Here is a 19,202-nt window from a genome sequence, read left to right on the forward strand (position 1 = left end):
AAATTTTATCAAGAAACCAAGAAAAACTACGTCTATCTACCAACAGATATGACCAGAGAAGAAGAGCTTATCCTTGCTGCCAACCCCAAATTAGTTCAAGCCGCCGCCGAAGCTGCTTTTCCAGTTCTCGGTCTTCCTAAAAAATATTATAGTATAAAAGTTGAAACTCTCGAAGGGGTGTCTCCTAAAATTACTATCTCTGCAAATATGCAACTACTCTTACAAGACCTAGATATCGAATCGATTAATTGGCCTAAACTACATTTACATAAAGACCTAGACTTCACGGGTCATCCAGAAGAGAAAGCTCTAATTGAGCAAATTCGCGATATTGAAAAAAATAATACCACTGAGTTTTTCTGTTCTAAAAGCAAGAAACTCCTAACACTTCATTTCCTGAAATGTCTCTTTGAAAATCCTGAGTCAAACAATATAACCCTGGACTTTACATATGATGAAAGTACATATGGAAAAAATCAAACGATGTGGTATCAAATCTACTTCTGTATAAAGAGTTGTTGTATAATTCAGTCCTCCTCCTTCGAAGAACCTGGAGACGCTCTCTACTGTAATGGGCTTTTAAAAAAGTTGGGATTTTCCCTTGGAAGACTGACGTTGTCATCAGGTGTTGGTCCAAGCTCCTTCTCCCTTCAATGGGATCCATTAAGGAAAAGAAGTCTAGAAACGCTTGGCTTTTTTCCTCGTTGCTCCTACAAAAAAGAAGAAAAATAGAATTTGTGGAATGGATTAGCTAAGAAAACATTTTTAGAAGTATCTGCTTAGAAAAATAGTAACCTAATAATCTTATAGCAAAGATAGCGGTAGTCGGATTTGAACCAACGACACGCAGATTATGATTCTGCTGCTCTAACCACCTGAGCTATACCGCCATGCAAAAATGGTAATTAGCGGGAGAAGGATTCGAACCTCCGACCTTTGGGTTATGAGCCCAACGAGATGACCTCTACTCTATCCCGCGATATGCCAATAAATTTATCAAACTTAACTATTTTTGTACAAGGGAATATAATGTTTTAATGCTCTCCATGTGCAATCAAAGGCTGCTCCTTCTGCTTCTATAAAAGCTTTTCCTTTCTGTACATAGGCCTCGCGAACTTCTGAATTATTTATTAAGAAAGAAACAGTATCAATTAGAGGCTCAGTTCCGTCTAAACAAAGTCCTGCACCAGAAAGAAGTAGACGTTGCGCAAGTTCTGATTGCGATGTAATATACGGACCAAAGATTAAAGGGACTTCACTTTGGAGAGGTTCCAATAAATTATGTCCTCCGATTTTAGGATCGAATGTGCCTCCAACAAAAGCTAAATCACCAGCAAGATAAAGTTGTTTCAATAAGCCAATCTTATCAACAACAACAACGGGAACAGAAGAAAAATTGGCACCACGGCTCCATAATCCATAAGGAATACGAAACCGATTTAAAGATTCTTCAACATCCTTGATCTTTTCAACATGTCTAGGCACCCATAAAACAAAGACCCCCTCTTTTATCAATTTCTGCACCGCAGGAAGCCATTTTTCTGCATCACTTGTATGCATAGAGCCTAAGACTACCAATCTTGAGTCTCGGAGCAAGCCCAAGCGATCTCTCCAAGTTTCTCTTTCTACATCAAGCCCAGTCTGTGCTTTTAAATAGGTCTTGATATTTCCCGTAACCTGCAACTTACTTTCAGGTATCCCTAAAGAAAGAAAACGTTGTTTTTGGACTTCGTCCTGCAATAAAAATCCATCTACTGGAGAAAAGTAGTTTCTACCTAGACGCTTTAAAAATTTAAAACGCTTGGAAGAATCAATAGAAATTTTACCGTTGATGACTACAGCAGTCGCTCCTATACGCTTTGCTTCCTCAATAAAATTTAACCAGCAGTCCCCTTCAGAAAAGACGACAAGAGAAGGGCGCAGTTTACGGACAACAGACTTGATAATTATGCTAAAATCGAGAGGCAGTATCGAAACGGTGACTCCCATAGGAGTAAATACTTGTCTTGCAACTTGCTCTCCAAGTTCTGTACATGACGTCACTAAACAACGCCAACCAGGAAATTCTTCAAAAAACTTTTTAATTACAGGTAAGAGCAAACGAACTTCACCAACGGATGCTCCATGAAACCATACCAAAGGACCTTCTCCAGGAACATGCGGCTTTTTTATACCGAAACGAATCGCCAAAAACTTCTTATATTTGCCATAAACTAACATCTTATAAAGAATTTTAGGCAGGGCAACTACAAATGCGCAAACTAAAGCAATATTATAGAAGCACTTAAAAATACGATTACTTTGTAGCATCATAAGACAAAATTCACTAGTTTATTAGGAACATAAATTTCTTTTCGTATTTGACTATTCTTTAGATACTTTGCAACTAAGTCTCTAGACAGGGCTAAAATCTTCTCTTTAGGAGCTTCTTTTGCAATCTCGAGACGTCCTCGCAACTTCCCATTAACCTGAACAATAAAAACCACTGTTTCAGCAACTAAGTAATTTTCGTCTATTTGAGGCCATTCTGCTTGATTAATCCCAGGAGGATTCCCTAAGAACACCCACAACTCCTCGCTGATATGTGGAGCTATCGGCTCCAACACACGAACAGCCATCGACAAAGCACCTTTAGAATAGACCGAAAGCTTTGAAAAGTCGTTTAGAAATTCCATAAATGAAGACGGTATAGTATTTAAAGACATTTTTTCAATATGTTCTGTAATCTGAAACACTAATTTATGAGCAAGAACTAGCCCCTCACGGTCTTCTATATCTTGAACATCCGACGAAGTAACCAAATCATAAAAACGATTTAGGAAACGACGACATCCCCCAACACCTTCATTGGACCAGATTTTATTTTTACCCAAAGGTCCTGAAAACATTGCATACATACGTAAGGCATCTGCACCATACTCTTCAATCAAAACCTGAGGGTCAACACCATTGAGTTTGGATTTAGACATTTTCTCTTGCCGCACTTCGACAATCTCTCCAGAAGTTGAGACCCACTGTCCATTTTCTTCCCTTACCTCTTCTAAACTTAGGTATCCTTTACCAGGAATTCGATATGAGGACGCAAGCACGAGTCCTTGGTTAATAAGTTTCTTAAAAGGCTCTGGTGTTGAGACAAGACCGGCATCATAAAAGACGCGATGCCAAAATCTAGAGTAAAGGAGATGGAGAACCGCGTGTTCTGCACCTCCAATGTAAAGATCTACTGGCATCCAATATTTTTCCTTTTCCTTACTCCAGGGAACCTGAGAATTATGCGCATCACAAAAACGGAGATAATACCAGCAAGATCCTGCCCATTGTGGCATAGTATAGGTCTCTCTATAGCCTGGTCTGCCTGTCTTCTTATCCTGGACATCCACCCAATCTCGAGCTTTTGCTAAGGGACCCTGACCGAATCCTTCAGGACGATAGTCATCAATATCGGGAGGGAGGAGAGGCAACTCATCATCTTCTAAAGGACGGTGGGTACCATCCTGAAAATGAATGATAGGGATAGGCTCTCCCCAGTATCTCTGTCTAGAAAAGAGCCAATCTCGCAGCTTGTACATAGTTTTAGCTCTTACGAGAGAACATTTCTTTAGGTATTCTAGTGCGTAATCTTTAGCTTCCTTACCAGACAAACCATTTAGACAAAATTCGTTATGATTACTATTAATACAAATACCGTTAACATCAATAACCTGATGAATGGGAAGAGAAAACTCTTCTGCAAATGCTCGATCTCTCTCGTCATGAGCTGGAACTCCCATCACAATTCCTGTTCCATATCCTAAGACAACATAATCTGAAATCCAAACAGGTAAAAGTTTTCCTGTAATAGGATGCTGCACATAGTTTCCTGTAAAGACCCCTGTTTTTACCTTAACAGAGCTAATACGATCTCGTTCACTTTTCCTGAGGCTCTCTTGGACATAAGTTGCGACTTCCTCTCTTTGTTCTTCGCTTACTATAAAATCTAGATCTGGATGCTCTGGAGCAATGACTAGGAAGCTCACGCCTAATAAAGTGTCTAAATGGGTAGTAAAAGCTTCTAAACTTCCTTCTTTCGTTAAATTAAATGTTACGAGAGCACCTTCTGATTTGCCTATCCAATTTTTCTGTAACTGCTTAATATTTTCAGGCCAATCAAGCTCATCAAGCCCTTCTAATAACTTGTCAGCGTATGCTGTGATCTTAAGGATCCACTGACGAAGCATTCTCCGTTCTACAGGATATCCTCCTTCTATAGAAAATTCATTTTCAACTTCTTCATTGGATAAAACGGTACCAAGTTCTGGGCAGTAGTTTACTGCCATGTCTGCCATATAAGCTAGTCCTTGATCATAAAGAAAAAGAAAAAGTTTCTGGGTCCAACGATAGTAGTCAGGATCACTAGTAGCAAATTCTCGTTCTTCATCATAGGAAAATCCCATAGCAGAAAGCTGTTTTTTAAAATTAGCGATATTCTTCTGGGTCGTCACTTTAGGGTGCGTCCCTGTCCGAATCGCATATTGTTCTGCTGGCAAACCAAAGCTATCCCAGCCCATAGGATGAAGAACTGCAAATCCCCGAGCTCTTTTATATCTCGCCACAATATCTGTAGCCGTATAACCAATAAGATGGCCTACATGCAAACCTGCTCCTGAAGGATATGGGAACATATCTAAAACATAATATTTTATCTTATCTTTGCATTCGTTTGCTTGAAAGCTCTGGTGCTCTTTCCAAAATTTTTGCCATTTTTTTTCTATTAAGCAGGGGTCATATCGCATAAGAGGCTCAAAAATCTTATATATACATATAAATTAAAAAGGTTTAGTGTACGTTTCCTTAAAGGAAAAAACAAGAGTCTTGTCTATTTTTCCATTAGATCTTCGATTAGATCCTCCACGACATTGACAAAAACACAAGCTCCCCTCTACTCTAGTCTAGATGTGTTGTTTTTTAATTAATTAATAAGATGCGTAAAGTTACTTTTTTAGTTTCTTGCCTACTTTCAATAGCTACAGCAGGAGTTTCGGCAGCTCCGATACAGATTCCAGGATTCCCTCAAATTCCAGAAGAGCTTGCTCAAATTAACACAGAAGTGCGTCCGAAACAGGAAGTGTGCTTGGCAGTTAATATACCAACCCGCAATTGCAATCTTATCGGTGTTCTACACCTTCCCAATACGTTGGTCCCAGAAGGAGGCTTCCCTACAGTTATGTTGTTTCACGGTTTCCGAGGAACAAAATTCGGAGGTTTAGCTGGGGCCTATCGAAAACTAGGGCGAAAGTTAGCTGCTGCTGGTATTGCGACTTTACGTGTTGACATGGCTGGGTGCGGAGATAGTGAAGGATTTGCTGACGAAGTTTCTGTAGCCACCTATTTACGCGATGCACAAACAATACTTGAAACTGTCAAGCAACACCCCGATCTCAATGAATATCGGCTAGGAGTTGCGGGTTTTTCTTTAGGGTGTCATACAGCTTTTGAACTGGCTAAAATCTATACCCCGAGCACTTCAAATATTAAAGCCCTAAGTTTATGGGCTCCGGTTGCGGATGGCGGTATCTTATTAAAAGAGCTTTATGAGAGCTTCTGTAAACATGGTCAAGGAGATATTGTCTCCATCGGAAAGGACTTTGGTTTTGGTCCTCCTCCTTTAATTCTTTGCCCTGGAGATGCCGAACTCTTCATACGCATCCAGGATCATGTTACAGCAAATTCTCTACCAACAAAACTGTATATTCTTCATCAGCAGGGCGCTAATGATGGCCTTGTTTCTTTTACTCATCAGATGCTATTTAAAAATACGGCTCCTGGAAGAATGACTTTTACCATTTATCCTAATACAGGGCACAACCTAGCAACCTCTCCTAATTTAGATATTATCCTGGACGAAATTGTGAATCACTTTCAACAAATACTCTGAGTTATTATGCTCTTCTAGAATAAGACAGTTTTAAACACGAGTTTTGAATGAAAGACCTAGTACTAGCTCTTAGAATTCGTTCCTTGATTCCTTCTAATCTTTTGTCTTATAATCTTATGAAAACCTTTTCCGCTATCCGAGGGCAATTATGGTAGGCATTTTAGTCATAGGTGCTAATCCTACAGGTCTTATTTTAGCAAACATGCTAATACAACATGGGATCTCTGTAAAAGTTATCGATAATAGAGCTTCTCCCGAAGATCCCAGTTTCTTGGATTGTCGTAAGCTTCCTATAATCTTGTCCTGTTCTTCCTTGGAGCTTCTTCACAATAGTGAAATGCTGGGTGATTTTGTTCAAGCCCATCACAAGATCTTTGGTGCGCGTTACCACTGGAAAAAGAGAACCTTATTATTTAAGTTCAGTCAGGCTACAGATTCTCCAGTTCCTTTCTCTCTATCAACAACATACCAAAATTTAGAAAAACATCTTATTAATGAATTTCTAAAACGAGGAGGAGTCATCGATTGGTCGACACGCCCAGTGACTCTAGTTGATAATAGTATCTTTATCGAAAGTACCAAAGTATCGCAAAGTTTTGAAAATCGTGAAATCTATAATCCAAAGTGGATTATAGCTTGTGAGGCGGATAACAACCTAGACATCAAGGATCTTGTTAAAAGCCATTTGAGAGCACGTAAAATAAATCGAGAGGTTGTTTTTATCAATTGCGATGAAGGCGAGCCCTTTGAAGAGGATCACATCCATCTCCTTCCTATCACCAAAAACTTTTTAAACTTTGTTTTCTATAATCCCCAAGAAAGAACTAAGCAACTCTGTTTGCCCCAAGGAACTCATTTTATATCCCCGAAGCTTAAGCAAAAGCTATTGTATACCTATAATCTGGTCATTTCTGATGAAAAATTCCATATAAAAACCAGTCATCTAACGTTCCCACTTGAATACGGAAATTTATTATTTCTAGGCAGCCTTTCGAATACTCTACTTCTTTCTTATCTTAACGGTATTAATACTAATATTCATGCAGCCTTTAACCTCGCCTGGAAGCTACTTCCTGTATTAAAAAAGGCTGCTTTAAAACATTTGGTTATTACGAAGGAACACGAAGACGGCAATATCCTGCCCTACATTAGTTCCACTACAGAAAAGCGTGCGAAGAAACTACCGTTTTCTCGCCTTTATACACCTGCTTTAATGTATTACTTTTTAAAGGGATGCCGCAAGTTCAATACTACAGGAGAAGAGTACTACTATCCACCTCATCAAGCGTTACGATACCGTTCTAGCGATATTATTAAAATGTCTCCCCTGGACAAGGAAATTAACGGTCCTGGTCCAGGAATGAGAGCTATAGACGCTTGCCTAGAAAACGGTTCTTTTCTCCTAGATCCTTTAAAAAGTAGTAAGCATCTTCTGATTTTTTTCAAAGATATTCCCGATCTGAAAGAAGCTCTCCAAGAAGAATATGGCGAATGGATAGAGGTTAGCATTGTTAAGGAATCTCGAATCCTCACACTCTATCATGCTAATCCAAATTCATTATTTATTATCCGCCCCGATCGTTACATTGGGTATAGAACACATACTTTCAAACTACATGAGTTGATCTCTTATCTACTTAGAATTTTTGCGAGTGAGAAGACGAACTAGCTTCTTTTTAGGACTATATTCTGTTCAGGCACCCGCCTCCCTTTAATTTAGATTTTAGGAAGACAACAGAGAGCCTTGTTTTCTATTCAAAATCTCTTTGCCTTTAATAAGAAGAAGCACTTGTTGTAATAAAGCGGATCTCTAAACTCAATGATCTTTGATCTTTCCTAAGATTATACTTCTCCGTTTAAGAGACGCATCAATTGTTCCTGTTGGTTTATATACAATTCTGTTTCTTCATTAATTTGTAACAACCTTTCTTCGAGCATTTCAAGTTCCTGTTTTGAGTCTTCTAGCTGTTGTTTCGCTTCTTCTATTTGCTGTTGACTTTCATTATCTTGAGGATCAAGTCTAGTTTCCATTAATGGAATGAGTTCTTGTAGTTTTTGGATTGCAATTGCTAAAGCTTCTTTTTCTGCTGAAACCTCGGCTTGTAAACTTATCTGATTAAAGATACTTATTTTTAAATTCACCAACTGAATTTCCCGTTCTAGCATCATTTCTTGATTCTTGAAGCCATTTAATTGGACAGCAATTTCTTCCAATCGTTTCTTGGATTCCTCCCAATATGGCTCGAAAACCTTACCTTTCTCCTCAACATATCTTAAAGCTTCTTCCTGAGATGTCCTTGTCGCCCTGATAGTGTTTAATTCTGCGAAATTAAGTAAATAGTGATTTTGGGCATTCTTAAATGCACCATACAATATACTGACAGGGAATTCAAGAAGTTGCCTTATATACTGTTGGCATTCTGGATCATTAGGATTTTGCTCATTAAGCTTCTCTAGTAGTTCAATAACATTGTTATCTAAAAGCTCGCTTTGCAATACAGAACCCATGCGATGAAGGATCTGATCACTTCGATTAAGACGGGAAGATTCTAACCCCATCGCAATAAGTTCTTCTAGAGAATACAAATCTCGCATCATATTGGTTACTTTAGAGCTAATTTCTCCTTCTTGAGAACTCAATCCATACGTAGAGACAATTAGCGATTCGTGTTTGCGCACATATGATGACAAGGCAGCTCGCGCAGCAGAATAATCCTCAGGGTTAACAGTCTCTTGATTCTGCAAGCTTCCCGAAATAGAGGAGAGCAACTCATAAGCTTTTAAAATTTGGCTATACCCAGACTGAGCACTGTTAGGAGACGCAAACCTTACAAAAGGAACCAGATGGGAAAGTCCTAGAGTCTTCAATACCTCTTCCCTAGAAGCATTTATCCTCTCTTTTTCTCCCTCTTTTGCAGCTTTTGGGTTTAGCAAAATTCTTTCCCTAAATGAAGCCTGCATTTGCGTGCGACACAATCCCTGAGAGGCAGAGATATGCAAATAGCTCTCTAAAAGTTCTAACTGACCGATGCCTGCTATGGATAAAATCTTCTCTTTAAACCGTTTCTTTGCGTCTTGTTTATCAAGTTTTGCACTGTTATTGCTGTAAATTACTCCTACCAGCTTATGTAATTCCTCAGCCTCTTTGACTATGTCTATCTCTTGAACTTTTTCGTGCAATAGTTTTTCCTCAATCACACTTCTAAGGTAGTTTTGGATCAATACATAATGTGCGTTCTCCTTTTCAAGCTCCTCTAAGGTTTTTAATTTTCCAACTTTTTCAGTCAAAGTAGCGGCATGAGCTTTTTCATTATTATACTTAGATTTTTCTAAGCAAAGGTCCATGCACTCTTGAACCAATGCATCTTGCTGTATATTAATCTCTTCTTTTCTCTTTTGAAAGCGCTCTAATTCCCGATTTAACTCTAGAAAAGCCTCTGCTGCAGGACGTTTATGAGGGACAGTAGGACCACCAACAGGTTCCTCTCCTCTTAATTGCCCTTTAAAACGCCTTTTTATACGCTTGTCTAAGTTTTTAGCATCCTTAAGGAATTCCTTAGTAATATCCTTTAAGCTCTTTTCTTTAGTTTTGACCCCCTCTAGATCGTGCACAATACTGCGGGCCCATGCTGGACCAAAACCTTCAAGATCTAAATTATCTTGGAGCTTAGCTAAACGATTGAGATCCTTATTGTTGAATTCTGAGGGAAGAATTTTAGTGGCAGGAACCAGGGACTGTGCTGTCTCAATCACCCGCTTTTCGAACTCTTTGTTCTTGGACATATGATCAAAGAACAAAGGACATACCTGGGTACAAAGTAAACCTACACAGGAGATCACTAATAAAGACACAATGTTGTGTCCAATAAAGATAGCGCTAAGAACACAAAGGATCACTGCTATGATTCCTGTAATAATACCCTTAGCCAAACCCCATTTATTTACAGACTTCTGTAATTGGTTAACCGTATTTTCTAAATCAGCACAGCGTCTCTTTAAAATGTCTTGGTGTTGCCTTTGAGTTGCAGAAATATGGTCCACAACATGGTCCACAACCCCGTTATGTACCTCTTCGGGAATATTTCCAAGAGGTTCGGGACTCTCAATAGGAGAACGACTCGTATTTTGTATTTCTAGCACATCTAGCAAATTCGTATAGGTATTGTAATCAAAATTCTGCATAGAAGCAAACATCTTAGAGGAAGCTGCTATTAACGTTTCAGTATCTAGAGCATGAATATCGCTCATACTGTTGTCAAAGAGACGCATATTATCCAGGATATCTAAAAGGCACGTTGTATTCCTTTCGATCAAAGGAAGGAGTCCCACGTTCTGTAAACTCCTAGCATCCATACGTGCTTGTTTCGCTTTAGCTACTAATTTCTGCTTACTGCTTTCTATTTTTTTGTCTATCTTGTCATCTTTATTCAATAAAGAATTAAGCAACATGCTTCCTGAAGAGACGCCTTCACTAGAGATTTCTTTTTGCATTCTCTCATATTCTTGAACTATGAGAGGAAGTTCATTCATTAGATCTTGGTATTCCCTAGCCAACAGAGAGATCTCTTCGGGATTGGTCGGAGGCAAATTACCATTAATTTCAGTGATTACTGCTTTTAGTTCTGTTGATATTCTATCAACATGTCGTACGAAGCTCTCTGCCGAATTCTCTGCATGTAGTTCGCTTAAAGAATTTAGAAGCTTAGGATAAGAACTTGTGAAATCGCAAAATAAGACTTTAGCAAGCTTATTTTTCTTAAACTCGTGATATTTCCCTTCCCAGCTATTTAGCAGTTCCCTAAATCCTTGCAGCTGGATTTGCATCTTATTTTTTAACTCAAAGACAAGAGTTTCACATTCTGATTTTTGTGAGACTGCTCCCCAATCATCACGATTCAACATTCCTTGGAGTTTCTCTATGCCACACCGAAGCGATAGGATTCGCTTTTCAGGGTGTTGCGCAATGATTCCTTCCACATTCTTTTGAATAGACTTTCCTGCAGAGATTGCTTTATGCATCCTAGTCAGGAACGGTCCTTTATTCCCAATCTGCAATAAATAACTTGCTAGTCTTTTCTCGGCCTTTTTCGAATGCTCTGGGATGGTTTTATGGTTTCCAAGGATGTTCTGTTTACTTTTTTGCAGCTCCTTTCTAAGAGCTCCTACTCTTAATAAAAATTCCTCTTCTGATAGCTTGCCCTCTTCCTTCTCTCTCAGAGAAGTTGAAAACACCTTGTATACATTAGACCACTTCTCTAAATAGCTTTGATCACAGGAATCTTGCATTGCCAGTTTGAGATGCTTCTCATGAATCAATGCTATTGTATTTTTACTAGCATCCTGAGCTTCAACCAACTGACCATAACAACGAATTAAACTATCTAAATCTTCGAGAGCCTGTGCTGTACCGTAAGCTGCTGTCAACGCCACAAGATCCTGGAAAATCTTAGAAGCATAATCTAAATTTCGTTCTTGACTTGTTAAATAGCCCTGTGCAACGGAAGATAGCGGCTGGTTCCAACTCATAAATGTCTGGCTATTGAAAAACCACTTCCTATACTGGTCGATAGATTTTCTCGCTTCAACGCCGACATTCATACCATAACCACAAATCGTTAGAAGATCTCTAGCAATGTCCAAAATACTTCCGTTATGGATCCTCTTTCCAATACCTTCACCACCAACTTCTAAAGCAGATTTCTGGACTTTATCAATTGGCTCTGCTTCTCCTTTATCATTTAAGATGTCGTTCTTAATATTCAAAATCTGGGTAGCAATTTGTCGCCATTCTGCACTATTTACACCAGAAGGTCCAATTAGGGCATCTACCTGATAATGTTTCGCTCCGAATCCAGCAAAATCTAATTTGGAGTCTGCAGAAGCACCTCCATCGTCCTTACTTTTATGTAAATCAGGCCGTAGATTATCTAGGAGTCTACCCATAAATCCCTTTTTAGGTTTGGCATGGGTAATATTATACTTATAGAGAGTAGACTTTCTTAAGTCGGGGTACTGATTGAACAACTGCTGGCGAGAAAGCTGGTACGCTCGGTATCTTAACTGGATCTCCTTACACTTGGATCGAAGACGCTGAGCAAGGATAGTAGAAGCAAGACCAGCCCCAAATAAAATAAGACAGGGCACCCACATCGGTAGCCCAAACACCATAGACAGAGGAACAATACAGGCTATCGCAAGAGTTATCAATGTGGTGATAATGATAATAATTTTATACCTTGAGTATTTCTTGAGGTCGTTGCGCTCCATGTGCTCTATGTTAGCGTCTAAGACTTCAAGAAAATGCCTGCGCTCTGCGAGCCAGCCACGTGAGGTTTGAGCTTCTAGAGTTAAAGAGTCTCCTTTAACATTCAAATTTGATGCTCGATTCCAGGGGACCTTTTGATCCACCCAGGATGGAACAAGATTCTGCTGAGCTGAATTATTTGAAGAAGAGGCCACGTTTACTCCTAAAAGAACAAAAGAATTTATAAAATCCCAGAGTAATTATAATCAAAAAAGAGTTTATAATAAATGATTTTAACTGAAATTTTACAAAAAAGAACTAATTACAATATGAAAAATTTTAAATAAAGAATTTGTAAAAATAAATTATTTTGACTGCATTAAATTTGTAAAGGCCTCTTGATCTAAAATAGAGACTCCCAATTCCCTAGCTTTTTCTAATTTAGATCCAGGATTCGCACCCACAACTAAATAGTCAGTCTGTTTCGAAACAGAGGCACCTACTTTACCCCCACGATTCCGTATAGCAGTTTCTGCTTCCAATCGAGAGATTCCTGATAATGTCCCCGTGATTACAAAAGCCTTGCCAAAACAAGTAGATCCTGACTTACAATAAGGAGCCACGCAAACCCCCAAATCCTGCATGCGCTTAATTTCCTTAAGATGATTTGAGTCTGAAAAATAATCAATAACAGAGCGAGCAACCTTCTCTCCAATACCCTCAAGGGAAAGAAGCTCTTCAAAAGTTGCCGAAATCACCTGATCTAAAGTCTTGAAGTGCTGTGCAAGTACAGTAGCAACACCGATTCCAGTGTAAGGAATCCCCAGAGCAACAAGAAAACGATCAAGATCCACATTTCTAGCCTGCTCTATACTCTTTAGAATATTTCTTGCGGAACGTTCTCGAATCCCTGGAATTTGCATTAAATCTTCGGTAGTAAGCTGAAAAAGGTCTGCAAACGTTTGAATTAACCCTAATTCAAAAAGCTTCGTGATTACCTTGCCCCCTAAATGATCTATATTTAGAGCCCCCCGGCTAACAAAAAAACGGATTTTCTCAATCGCTCCTGCAACACAGTGAGGATTTACACAACGCACAGACACTTTATCCTCTTCTCGCACCACCTGACTATGACAAACAGGACAGAACTGCGGCATATTCCAAACTTCAGAATTCTCAAGGCGCTTTTCCTTGCAAACCCTAACTACTTTTGGAATCACCTCTCCACCTTTAGCAACACAAACAGTATCACCAATACGGATGTCTTTTCTATGAATCTCATCCTCGTTGTATAGAGAAGCTCTGGATACTAAAGATCCTGATAACAATACGGGCGTGAGTTTAGCCACAGGAGTAAGAACCCCCGTTCTTCCTACTTGAATTAAAATATCTTCAACAAGAGTCTCTGCTTCCTCAGGAGCATATTTATAAGCTAGTGCCCACCGATAGTGCTTTCCTGTTGTTCCAAGAAATCTTTGGCTCGACAAACTATCTACTTTTATGACAACACCGTCAATTTCCATAGGTAGTGAATCCCTTTCAGTTTCTATAGTCTTTAAAACTGAGATCACTTCATCTGGGTTGGAACATAATCTTGGTTGACCTAATACAGGAAATCCCCATTGAACGCATTGGTGAAGATTTTGATAATGAGAATCACTATTTCCTACAGCAATGAGATTATAGATGGAAATTTCCAATTTACGTTTTGCCACTTCTTGAGGAGAAAGCAACTTTAAGGTCCCTCCTGCAGCATTTCTTGGATTCGCAAAAACAGCTTTTTTTAGCTGTTGCTGCTTATCGTTGATCGCTTGGAACGTAGAATAAGAAAAGAATACTTCGCCCCGTAGTTCGACAAACTCTGGAGCATCTTTCGGAAGTCTCAGAGGCAAGGAGCGTATTGTACGAATATTTGCTGTGATATCTTCGCCCTCTTTCCCATTTCCTCGGCTAAGGGCCTGAACTAACACACGATCTTCATAACGTATTGCTACTGCAATCCCATCAATTTTAAGTTCTATGGTATAACGTGGACTCATCCCTAGAGATCTTTCTATCCTAGAGAAAAATTCAGCCAGTTCTTCTAGAGAATAGCTATTGGCTATCGAAAGCATCGGTTCTTTATGGGAAACTAAAGAAAAATTTCCAGAGGGACGATCTCCAAGACGCGTTGAGGGAGACCACAATACTTTCCATTCGGGATGACTTTTCTCTATTTCAAGAAGCCGCCGCATTTTCATATCGTATTCATAATCAGAGATTTTAGGGCAATGAAGCACATAATAAGAATAGTCATGTTCTTCTAATTCATGACATAAAGCTAGATAGTGTGCTTGTGAACTCTCTTCCTCCATGAACCTCTCTTAATTGATATTCTTAGCACATCTAAAACCGTATGTACTATTTACTGCCCCAGGATTATTGCGATGACGATGAGCACAGCGAAGATCATCTTTTAAGCTTTTCCAACATCCTCCTCGTAGTACACGATAAACTCCCTGAGCAGGCCCCTGAGGACTTTCTGGTTCTTGAGCAGAAATTTCATAGAAATCATACCCATACCAATCTTGGCACCACTCATACACATTACCCGCCATATCGTATAAGCCATAAGGATTTGGCGGATAGCTCATGACTGTTGTTGTATCCGCAGTAAAAAAATTTGCTCTACTTTTCTCTATTTCCTCACCACAGGGATAACGCAGCGCGGCCATACCTCCAGATGCAGCAATTTCCCACTCTGCTTCTGTAGGCAAGCGTTTCCCGATCCATTCTGCATACCCCGAAGCTCCATACCAAGTGACTCCGACGACAGGGTGCTTACCATACCCTGGCTCTATAACAAGCTTGCCAGAGCGACGCTGTATACGAGAATCTCGCAAACGAATTAACTCGTTATAGTACCTATCCTGTTCACTACCACAACATTCTAAATAACGAATAAATTGCTCATTCGTCACAGGATGAATATCTAAGAAAAAGCTATTTAAGATCACTTTATGCACAGGAAGCTCATCACGTTGGCCTTCTACACTCCCTCGAGAAAATTCTCCTCCCTCTATTAAAACCATTTCTGTAGGTAGGGGCTGTGGCTTGGGTTCTTCTTTCTCTGCCTCTACATAACGACTAACCACTGGTTCTCGAACTAATAAAGACTGTAGAGCTTGAGAATAGCCCTCTTCCTCTATTCCAGCACTACCTTCGGATTCTATCGCGGTATCCATAGCTTTATCTATGGAACATGCTTCGACTAAAACAAATTCTAAATGTTCTGAAGACTTCTCATTTTGATGAATTGCCTGCGCCTCTCCTATTTCGAGGACAGCTTTTGGAAGATTCTGAGAAGCTTCCAAAAAACCAGAGACCTCCCTTAAAGAGCTATCTATACAATTAGAAACAACACTCTGCAGCTCTTCTCCTAAAGTTTTTTTTCTTATTAAGGGCAAAAGTTCTTTTGCCCTCTCCTCCATAAAATAACTCAGACACGAGGTAATTAAAAAATCCCAGTCATAGATATGCTGAGGAAAAACTTTTGAGGGCATAGGAAAGATGCCTTGAGGAAGAAAACCAAAAAGTAGGTAATAAGTTATAGCGCCAAAAGCATATGCATCTTCGCCCCCCCGTTTTCCTTCTGTGGCTTGAATTAATATCCTTTCCTTTATTCTAGCTTCTCGATCCCCTTCATCCGAAAAAAGCGCTTCTAAAACACGTTCTTTTAGCAATCCAGCAAACCCTAGATCAGGGAGAACTACTTTAGGAGCACCGTTCAAAACACGAATATAGATAGAATCAAGATTCCATTCTTCTTGAGCCAGTCCTTCTGAATGTGCATAGTCTAAAAGAGCGGCAAGCTGACTTACAATATCTATAATTTCTATTTCTGTAAGTTTGCGGGAAATACTTTTCAAATATTGTGTTAGCGAAAGGACAGGCATGTCCTGTTCTTGCGTCACCAAGAAATATCTGCCTGCAGATTCGGAAACATTTTCTATAGTGAGAATGCCTGGATAGTCCAATTTTGCTAGTTTAACAACAACGTCATGAAAAGCTTTCATGAATGTTTCAGAATTTCCTAGATCGGGAAGGAGAAGTCGAATAAAGTAACGTTTTTTTATAAATCGATGTTCGGCTAAAACATCTTCGCTCCATAGGCTCTGCCCCTTGCGATAAAGAATCCTATAGTCACCTAAAAACTCAGCTCCTATATCTTTTTCGCTTTCCATAGAGCTAACTCTCCACTATTTGTCTTATATTTGTATAAGCTAACTATAGATCGCAAAAACGAAGATTGCAATAAACAAACAAGAACCTCGTTTTATTCTTGAGGTTCTTTTAAAACAACAGTAGGAAAATCCTAATCTGCAGCTAATGAGCTATTATTTTTTTCCAGTTGTTTCTGAACTTTCACTTGTTTCTGAACTTTCACTTGTTTCTGAAACTATATCTAGATCTTTACTTTTAGTCTTATCTTCAACTGCCTTTTCCTCTCCCAAAGATTTTGGCTTGGGTATGTTAAGCAGCCTTAAGGTAATCATAATAGCCCATACTAATAACGCTAGGCCCATCAGCATTGTTAAAGCACCTGCAGCCATTCCTAAAGGACAGCAACCAACAAGAACTATAAGACCTAGTCCGAGTAAGCCGATAGCTAGAACAGCAATTATACCTGTTAAAATGCATCTAGCAATACTCTTTGTTTTATTTTTTGTATCAAATGGTGGAATAGCTTCTCTAGAGCAGTTTAGACTTCCTACTTCTGATAAAATTTGTTTTACAGGTTGAATACCAAACATTTTGGACCCCCTTACTTTTTTGTTTTTTATTAATTATTTTTAAATGCTTTTAACTTAATACTTCTTGATTCTTATTATCCACGCTCTGTGAAACTGCACTTTGTTTGCAACATTTGGAAAATAAATTAAAAATCCAAAACACACTTAAAACTAAAGAGACTATACCTAAAACTATAGCGCAAATTCCCCCTATTAAAATAACTCCAGGGACACACCAACAAGTAATTGCAATACCACAAACAAGCGCCCCTAACCCTAAAAGTAAAACCAGAACAGAACAAACAATACGCGGCACATCAGACCAACTTTTCTTAAAAGGAGTAACATTTTTTGAAGAAAAGCCACCAAAGCCCAGACCTTGAACTGTTGAGGAAACAACTTGCGAACAGCTCATAGTAATTTCCAGTTACTATTAAAAAAATATGAATTCATCTGAAATGCTCTAGTTCACTAAAAGCTTCGGAAACAATAATTACTTTGGTTTAAATCTGCTACTACATCCTTAAAGTTGGGATAAAAAAAAGAGCTTTACTCTCTTAAAAACATATTGTGACACATAAAAAATATCGTCACGCACAACAGGAATTATGATATAAAACTTTAGAAATAAGTGCAATACAGAAACACAGAGTCATTTTTTAGACCTTATTGAAGGCAAAATACTAGCTTTTTGAGGAGCTACTATGGACATAATTTTTTTTACTTCATAAAACAGGGCAAACGAACGACTATCTTTTTCAAAAAATCCCTGATCCTCCATAAGTCTTTCAGCAATTAAAAAGTATTTCAAGGCCTTTCTATAGTCGTGTCTATCGCACAGGATTTTACATAGCCTTAGATGAAGAGAAAAATCGTCAGGAATATCCTCAGCACATACTTCTAAAAGAGAAACCCCTTCAGCCATCTTTCCCAAATGAAGTGCTACTGAAGCAAGACGCCGTTGACCTTCACAACATACCATCGAGCTTTTCATAGCCTTTTTGAGTTCTTCTCCATAAGAAGCTACCTCTTCATAATTAGATCCTGGATAACAAAATAAAAGAGCTAGTGTCGGCATGTTTATTCTACCTTTAAGGTAATCATAAGCCACTGATCCTTTTTGAGTAGCACGGTGACTGTTTTTAATCAAAGACCTCCCTTCTTTTTCCTTCCCTCCAAGGATTTGAACAAAACCCAAAAGCTCTTGAAGCTCTGCATCTTGCAAATATTCTTGCGCTTTCTTATAAGCTTCTTCAGCTTCCTTATACTTTTTCTTCTGCAAAGCGAAAGAGCCCTGGTTCATAAAAGTAAGCCCTATCATTTCTTTAGGAGTGCGTACTTGAAGATCTTCTAAAGCTAAGCAATCACAGTAACTTTCTGTAGAAAGATGGCGCCCTCCTGCTGTAGTCTCAATGTTCACTTCACCACCCCGATAGCGCAAGTAGATATGCCCAGGAGGTGTTACCACTTCCAGGGGTAAATCTAAGCGCTGTGATAAAGAAAAATAGAGTGAGGAAACTCCTAGGCATACGCCGAATTTCCTATCTGTAACAGAGGAAAGAAAAGAAAATTCATCAGAAAACATTTCTTTCTTTGAGGGATAACGAACAGCTTCTTCATAAAAGAGAATCGTATTGATAGCCTCTATAGTTGCCTTATGAAACTTCGGGGTTCCAGGAACACAAGGAGACGCATCTAAATAACGTTGGCGTTCTGCATGAATACGCAACGCCAATATATCTAAACAATTACTATAGTAATTGGCTCGACTCTTTCCAAGATCTCCAGGGAATTCCAGCAATACCAAAGCACGTGCCAGATCTTTTTCTGGGTCTATTTCCATAGACTCTCTGAAAGAAGCTAATGAGAGACCTGGGCAAGAAACCTTTTGTATCAATAAGATTTCTTCTTTAGAAAAATTGTGATCTGTTTTCCCTAAAGCAAGAATCGTTGTTGCAAATAAAGGGACTTCATTTTTTTTTACTTGAGGGAAAAGCTGGCGTATTCTCTGAGAGCTATAGTCATCATGATAAAGCGCCTGGTAAGCACAAAGACTTTCTAATTTATACGGATCAAGATTCCAAAACTTCTGACACTCTTCCTGTAACTTAAGATCTTTGGATATAGCCAGGGCCTTATTATCATAAGATTTTTTTAAATGCGCACCATCCAAGTAGAACATAGGAAGCAAGAATAGGACTGCAAACATATACCTTGCCATAAGGTTCTTGAACATACTACTTCCTGGGCTAACTTTGTTAGGGTTTCTTTG

General features: G+C 39.0%; 11 protein-coding genes and 2 tRNA genes. 3 read left to right on the plus strand and 10 right to left on the minus strand.

Annotated elements, in window-relative coordinates:
• Positions 1-48 precede the first annotated feature (48 nt).
• Positions 49-732 carry a hypothetical protein gene (locus CMV32_RS00270; RefSeq protein ID WP_100933959.1) on the plus strand — a complete coding sequence of 228 codons (684 nt, stop codon included), beginning with the start codon at positions 49-51 and terminating at the stop codon, positions 730-732.
• Positions 733-816: 84 nt separating this feature from the next.
• On the opposite strand, the gene CMV32_RS00275 is transcribed toward CMV32_RS00270, so the two are convergent.
• From CMV32_RS00275 to leuS, 4 genes are all read right to left on the minus strand, one after another.
• A tRNA-Met gene (locus CMV32_RS00275) sits at positions 817-890 on the minus strand.
• Between the two features lie 16 nt (positions 891-906).
• Positions 907-979: transfer RNA gene (locus tag CMV32_RS00280), tRNA-Met, on the minus strand.
• A 23-nt stretch (positions 980-1,002) separates the two neighbouring features.
• Entirely contained in the window at positions 1,003-2,313 is a 1,311-nt protein-coding gene (gene waaA, locus CMV32_RS00285) for a lipid IV(A) 3-deoxy-D-manno-octulosonic acid transferase (protein ID WP_100933960.1), read from the minus strand.
• A complete protein-coding gene (leuS, locus tag CMV32_RS00290) occupies positions 2,310-4,772 on the minus strand; it encodes a leucine--tRNA ligase (RefSeq protein WP_100933961.1) in 2,463 nt (820 codons plus the stop codon). The genes waaA and leuS overlap by 4 nt, the downstream gene beginning before the upstream one ends.
• 188 nt (positions 4,773-4,960) lie before the next feature.
• On the opposite strand from leuS, the gene CMV32_RS00295 reads away from it, so the two are divergent.
• Complete coding sequence (locus CMV32_RS00295) at positions 4,961-5,914, plus strand: alpha/beta hydrolase (RefSeq protein ID WP_100933962.1); 954 nt, start codon at positions 4,961-4,963, stop codon at positions 5,912-5,914.
• Between the two features lie 148 nt (positions 5,915-6,062).
• Complete coding sequence (locus CMV32_RS00300) at positions 6,063-7,583, plus strand: FAD-dependent monooxygenase (protein WP_100933963.1); 1,521 nt, start codon at positions 6,063-6,065, stop codon at positions 7,581-7,583.
• A gap of 173 nt (positions 7,584-7,756) precedes the next feature.
• Here CMV32_RS00300 and CMV32_RS00305 read toward each other — a convergent pair whose 3' ends face one another.
• From CMV32_RS00305 to CMV32_RS00330, 6 genes are all read right to left on the minus strand, one after another.
• Complete coding sequence (locus tag CMV32_RS00305; RefSeq protein WP_100933964.1) at positions 7,757-12,373, minus strand: hypothetical protein; 4,617 nt, start codon at positions 12,371-12,373, stop codon at positions 7,757-7,759.
• Positions 12,374-12,523: 150 nt separating this feature from the next.
• Positions 12,524-14,512: an NAD-dependent DNA ligase LigA gene (ligA, locus tag CMV32_RS00310; RefSeq protein WP_100933965.1), complete on the minus strand. Its 1,989-nt coding sequence runs from the start codon at positions 14,510-14,512 to the stop codon at positions 12,524-12,526.
• Between the two features lie 9 nt (positions 14,513-14,521).
• Positions 14,522-16,381 (minus strand): SUMF1/EgtB/PvdO family nonheme iron enzyme, encoded by a 1,860-nt coding sequence (locus CMV32_RS00315; protein ID WP_100933966.1) that lies wholly within the window; start codon positions 16,379-16,381, stop codon positions 14,522-14,524.
• Between the two features lie 153 nt (positions 16,382-16,534).
• Entirely contained in the window at positions 16,535-16,951 is a 417-nt protein-coding gene (locus tag CMV32_RS00320) for a hypothetical protein (RefSeq protein ID WP_100933967.1), read from the minus strand.
• 49 nt (positions 16,952-17,000) lie between these two features.
• Positions 17,001-17,345, minus strand: coding sequence for a hypothetical protein (locus tag CMV32_RS00325; RefSeq protein WP_239923119.1), 345 nt, complete (start codon positions 17,343-17,345; stop codon positions 17,001-17,003).
• Between the two features lie 237 nt (positions 17,346-17,582).
• Positions 17,583-19,166 carry a transglutaminase family protein gene (locus CMV32_RS00330; RefSeq protein WP_100933968.1) on the minus strand — a complete coding sequence of 528 codons (1,584 nt, stop codon included), beginning with the start codon at positions 19,164-19,166 and terminating at the stop codon, positions 17,583-17,585.
• Between the last annotated feature and the right edge of the window lie 36 nt (positions 19,167-19,202).

It is taken from the genome of Candidatus Chlamydia corallus (genome assembly GCF_002817655.1).
Lineage (GTDB): Bacteria > Chlamydiota > Chlamydiia > Chlamydiales > Chlamydiaceae > Chlamydia > Chlamydia corallus.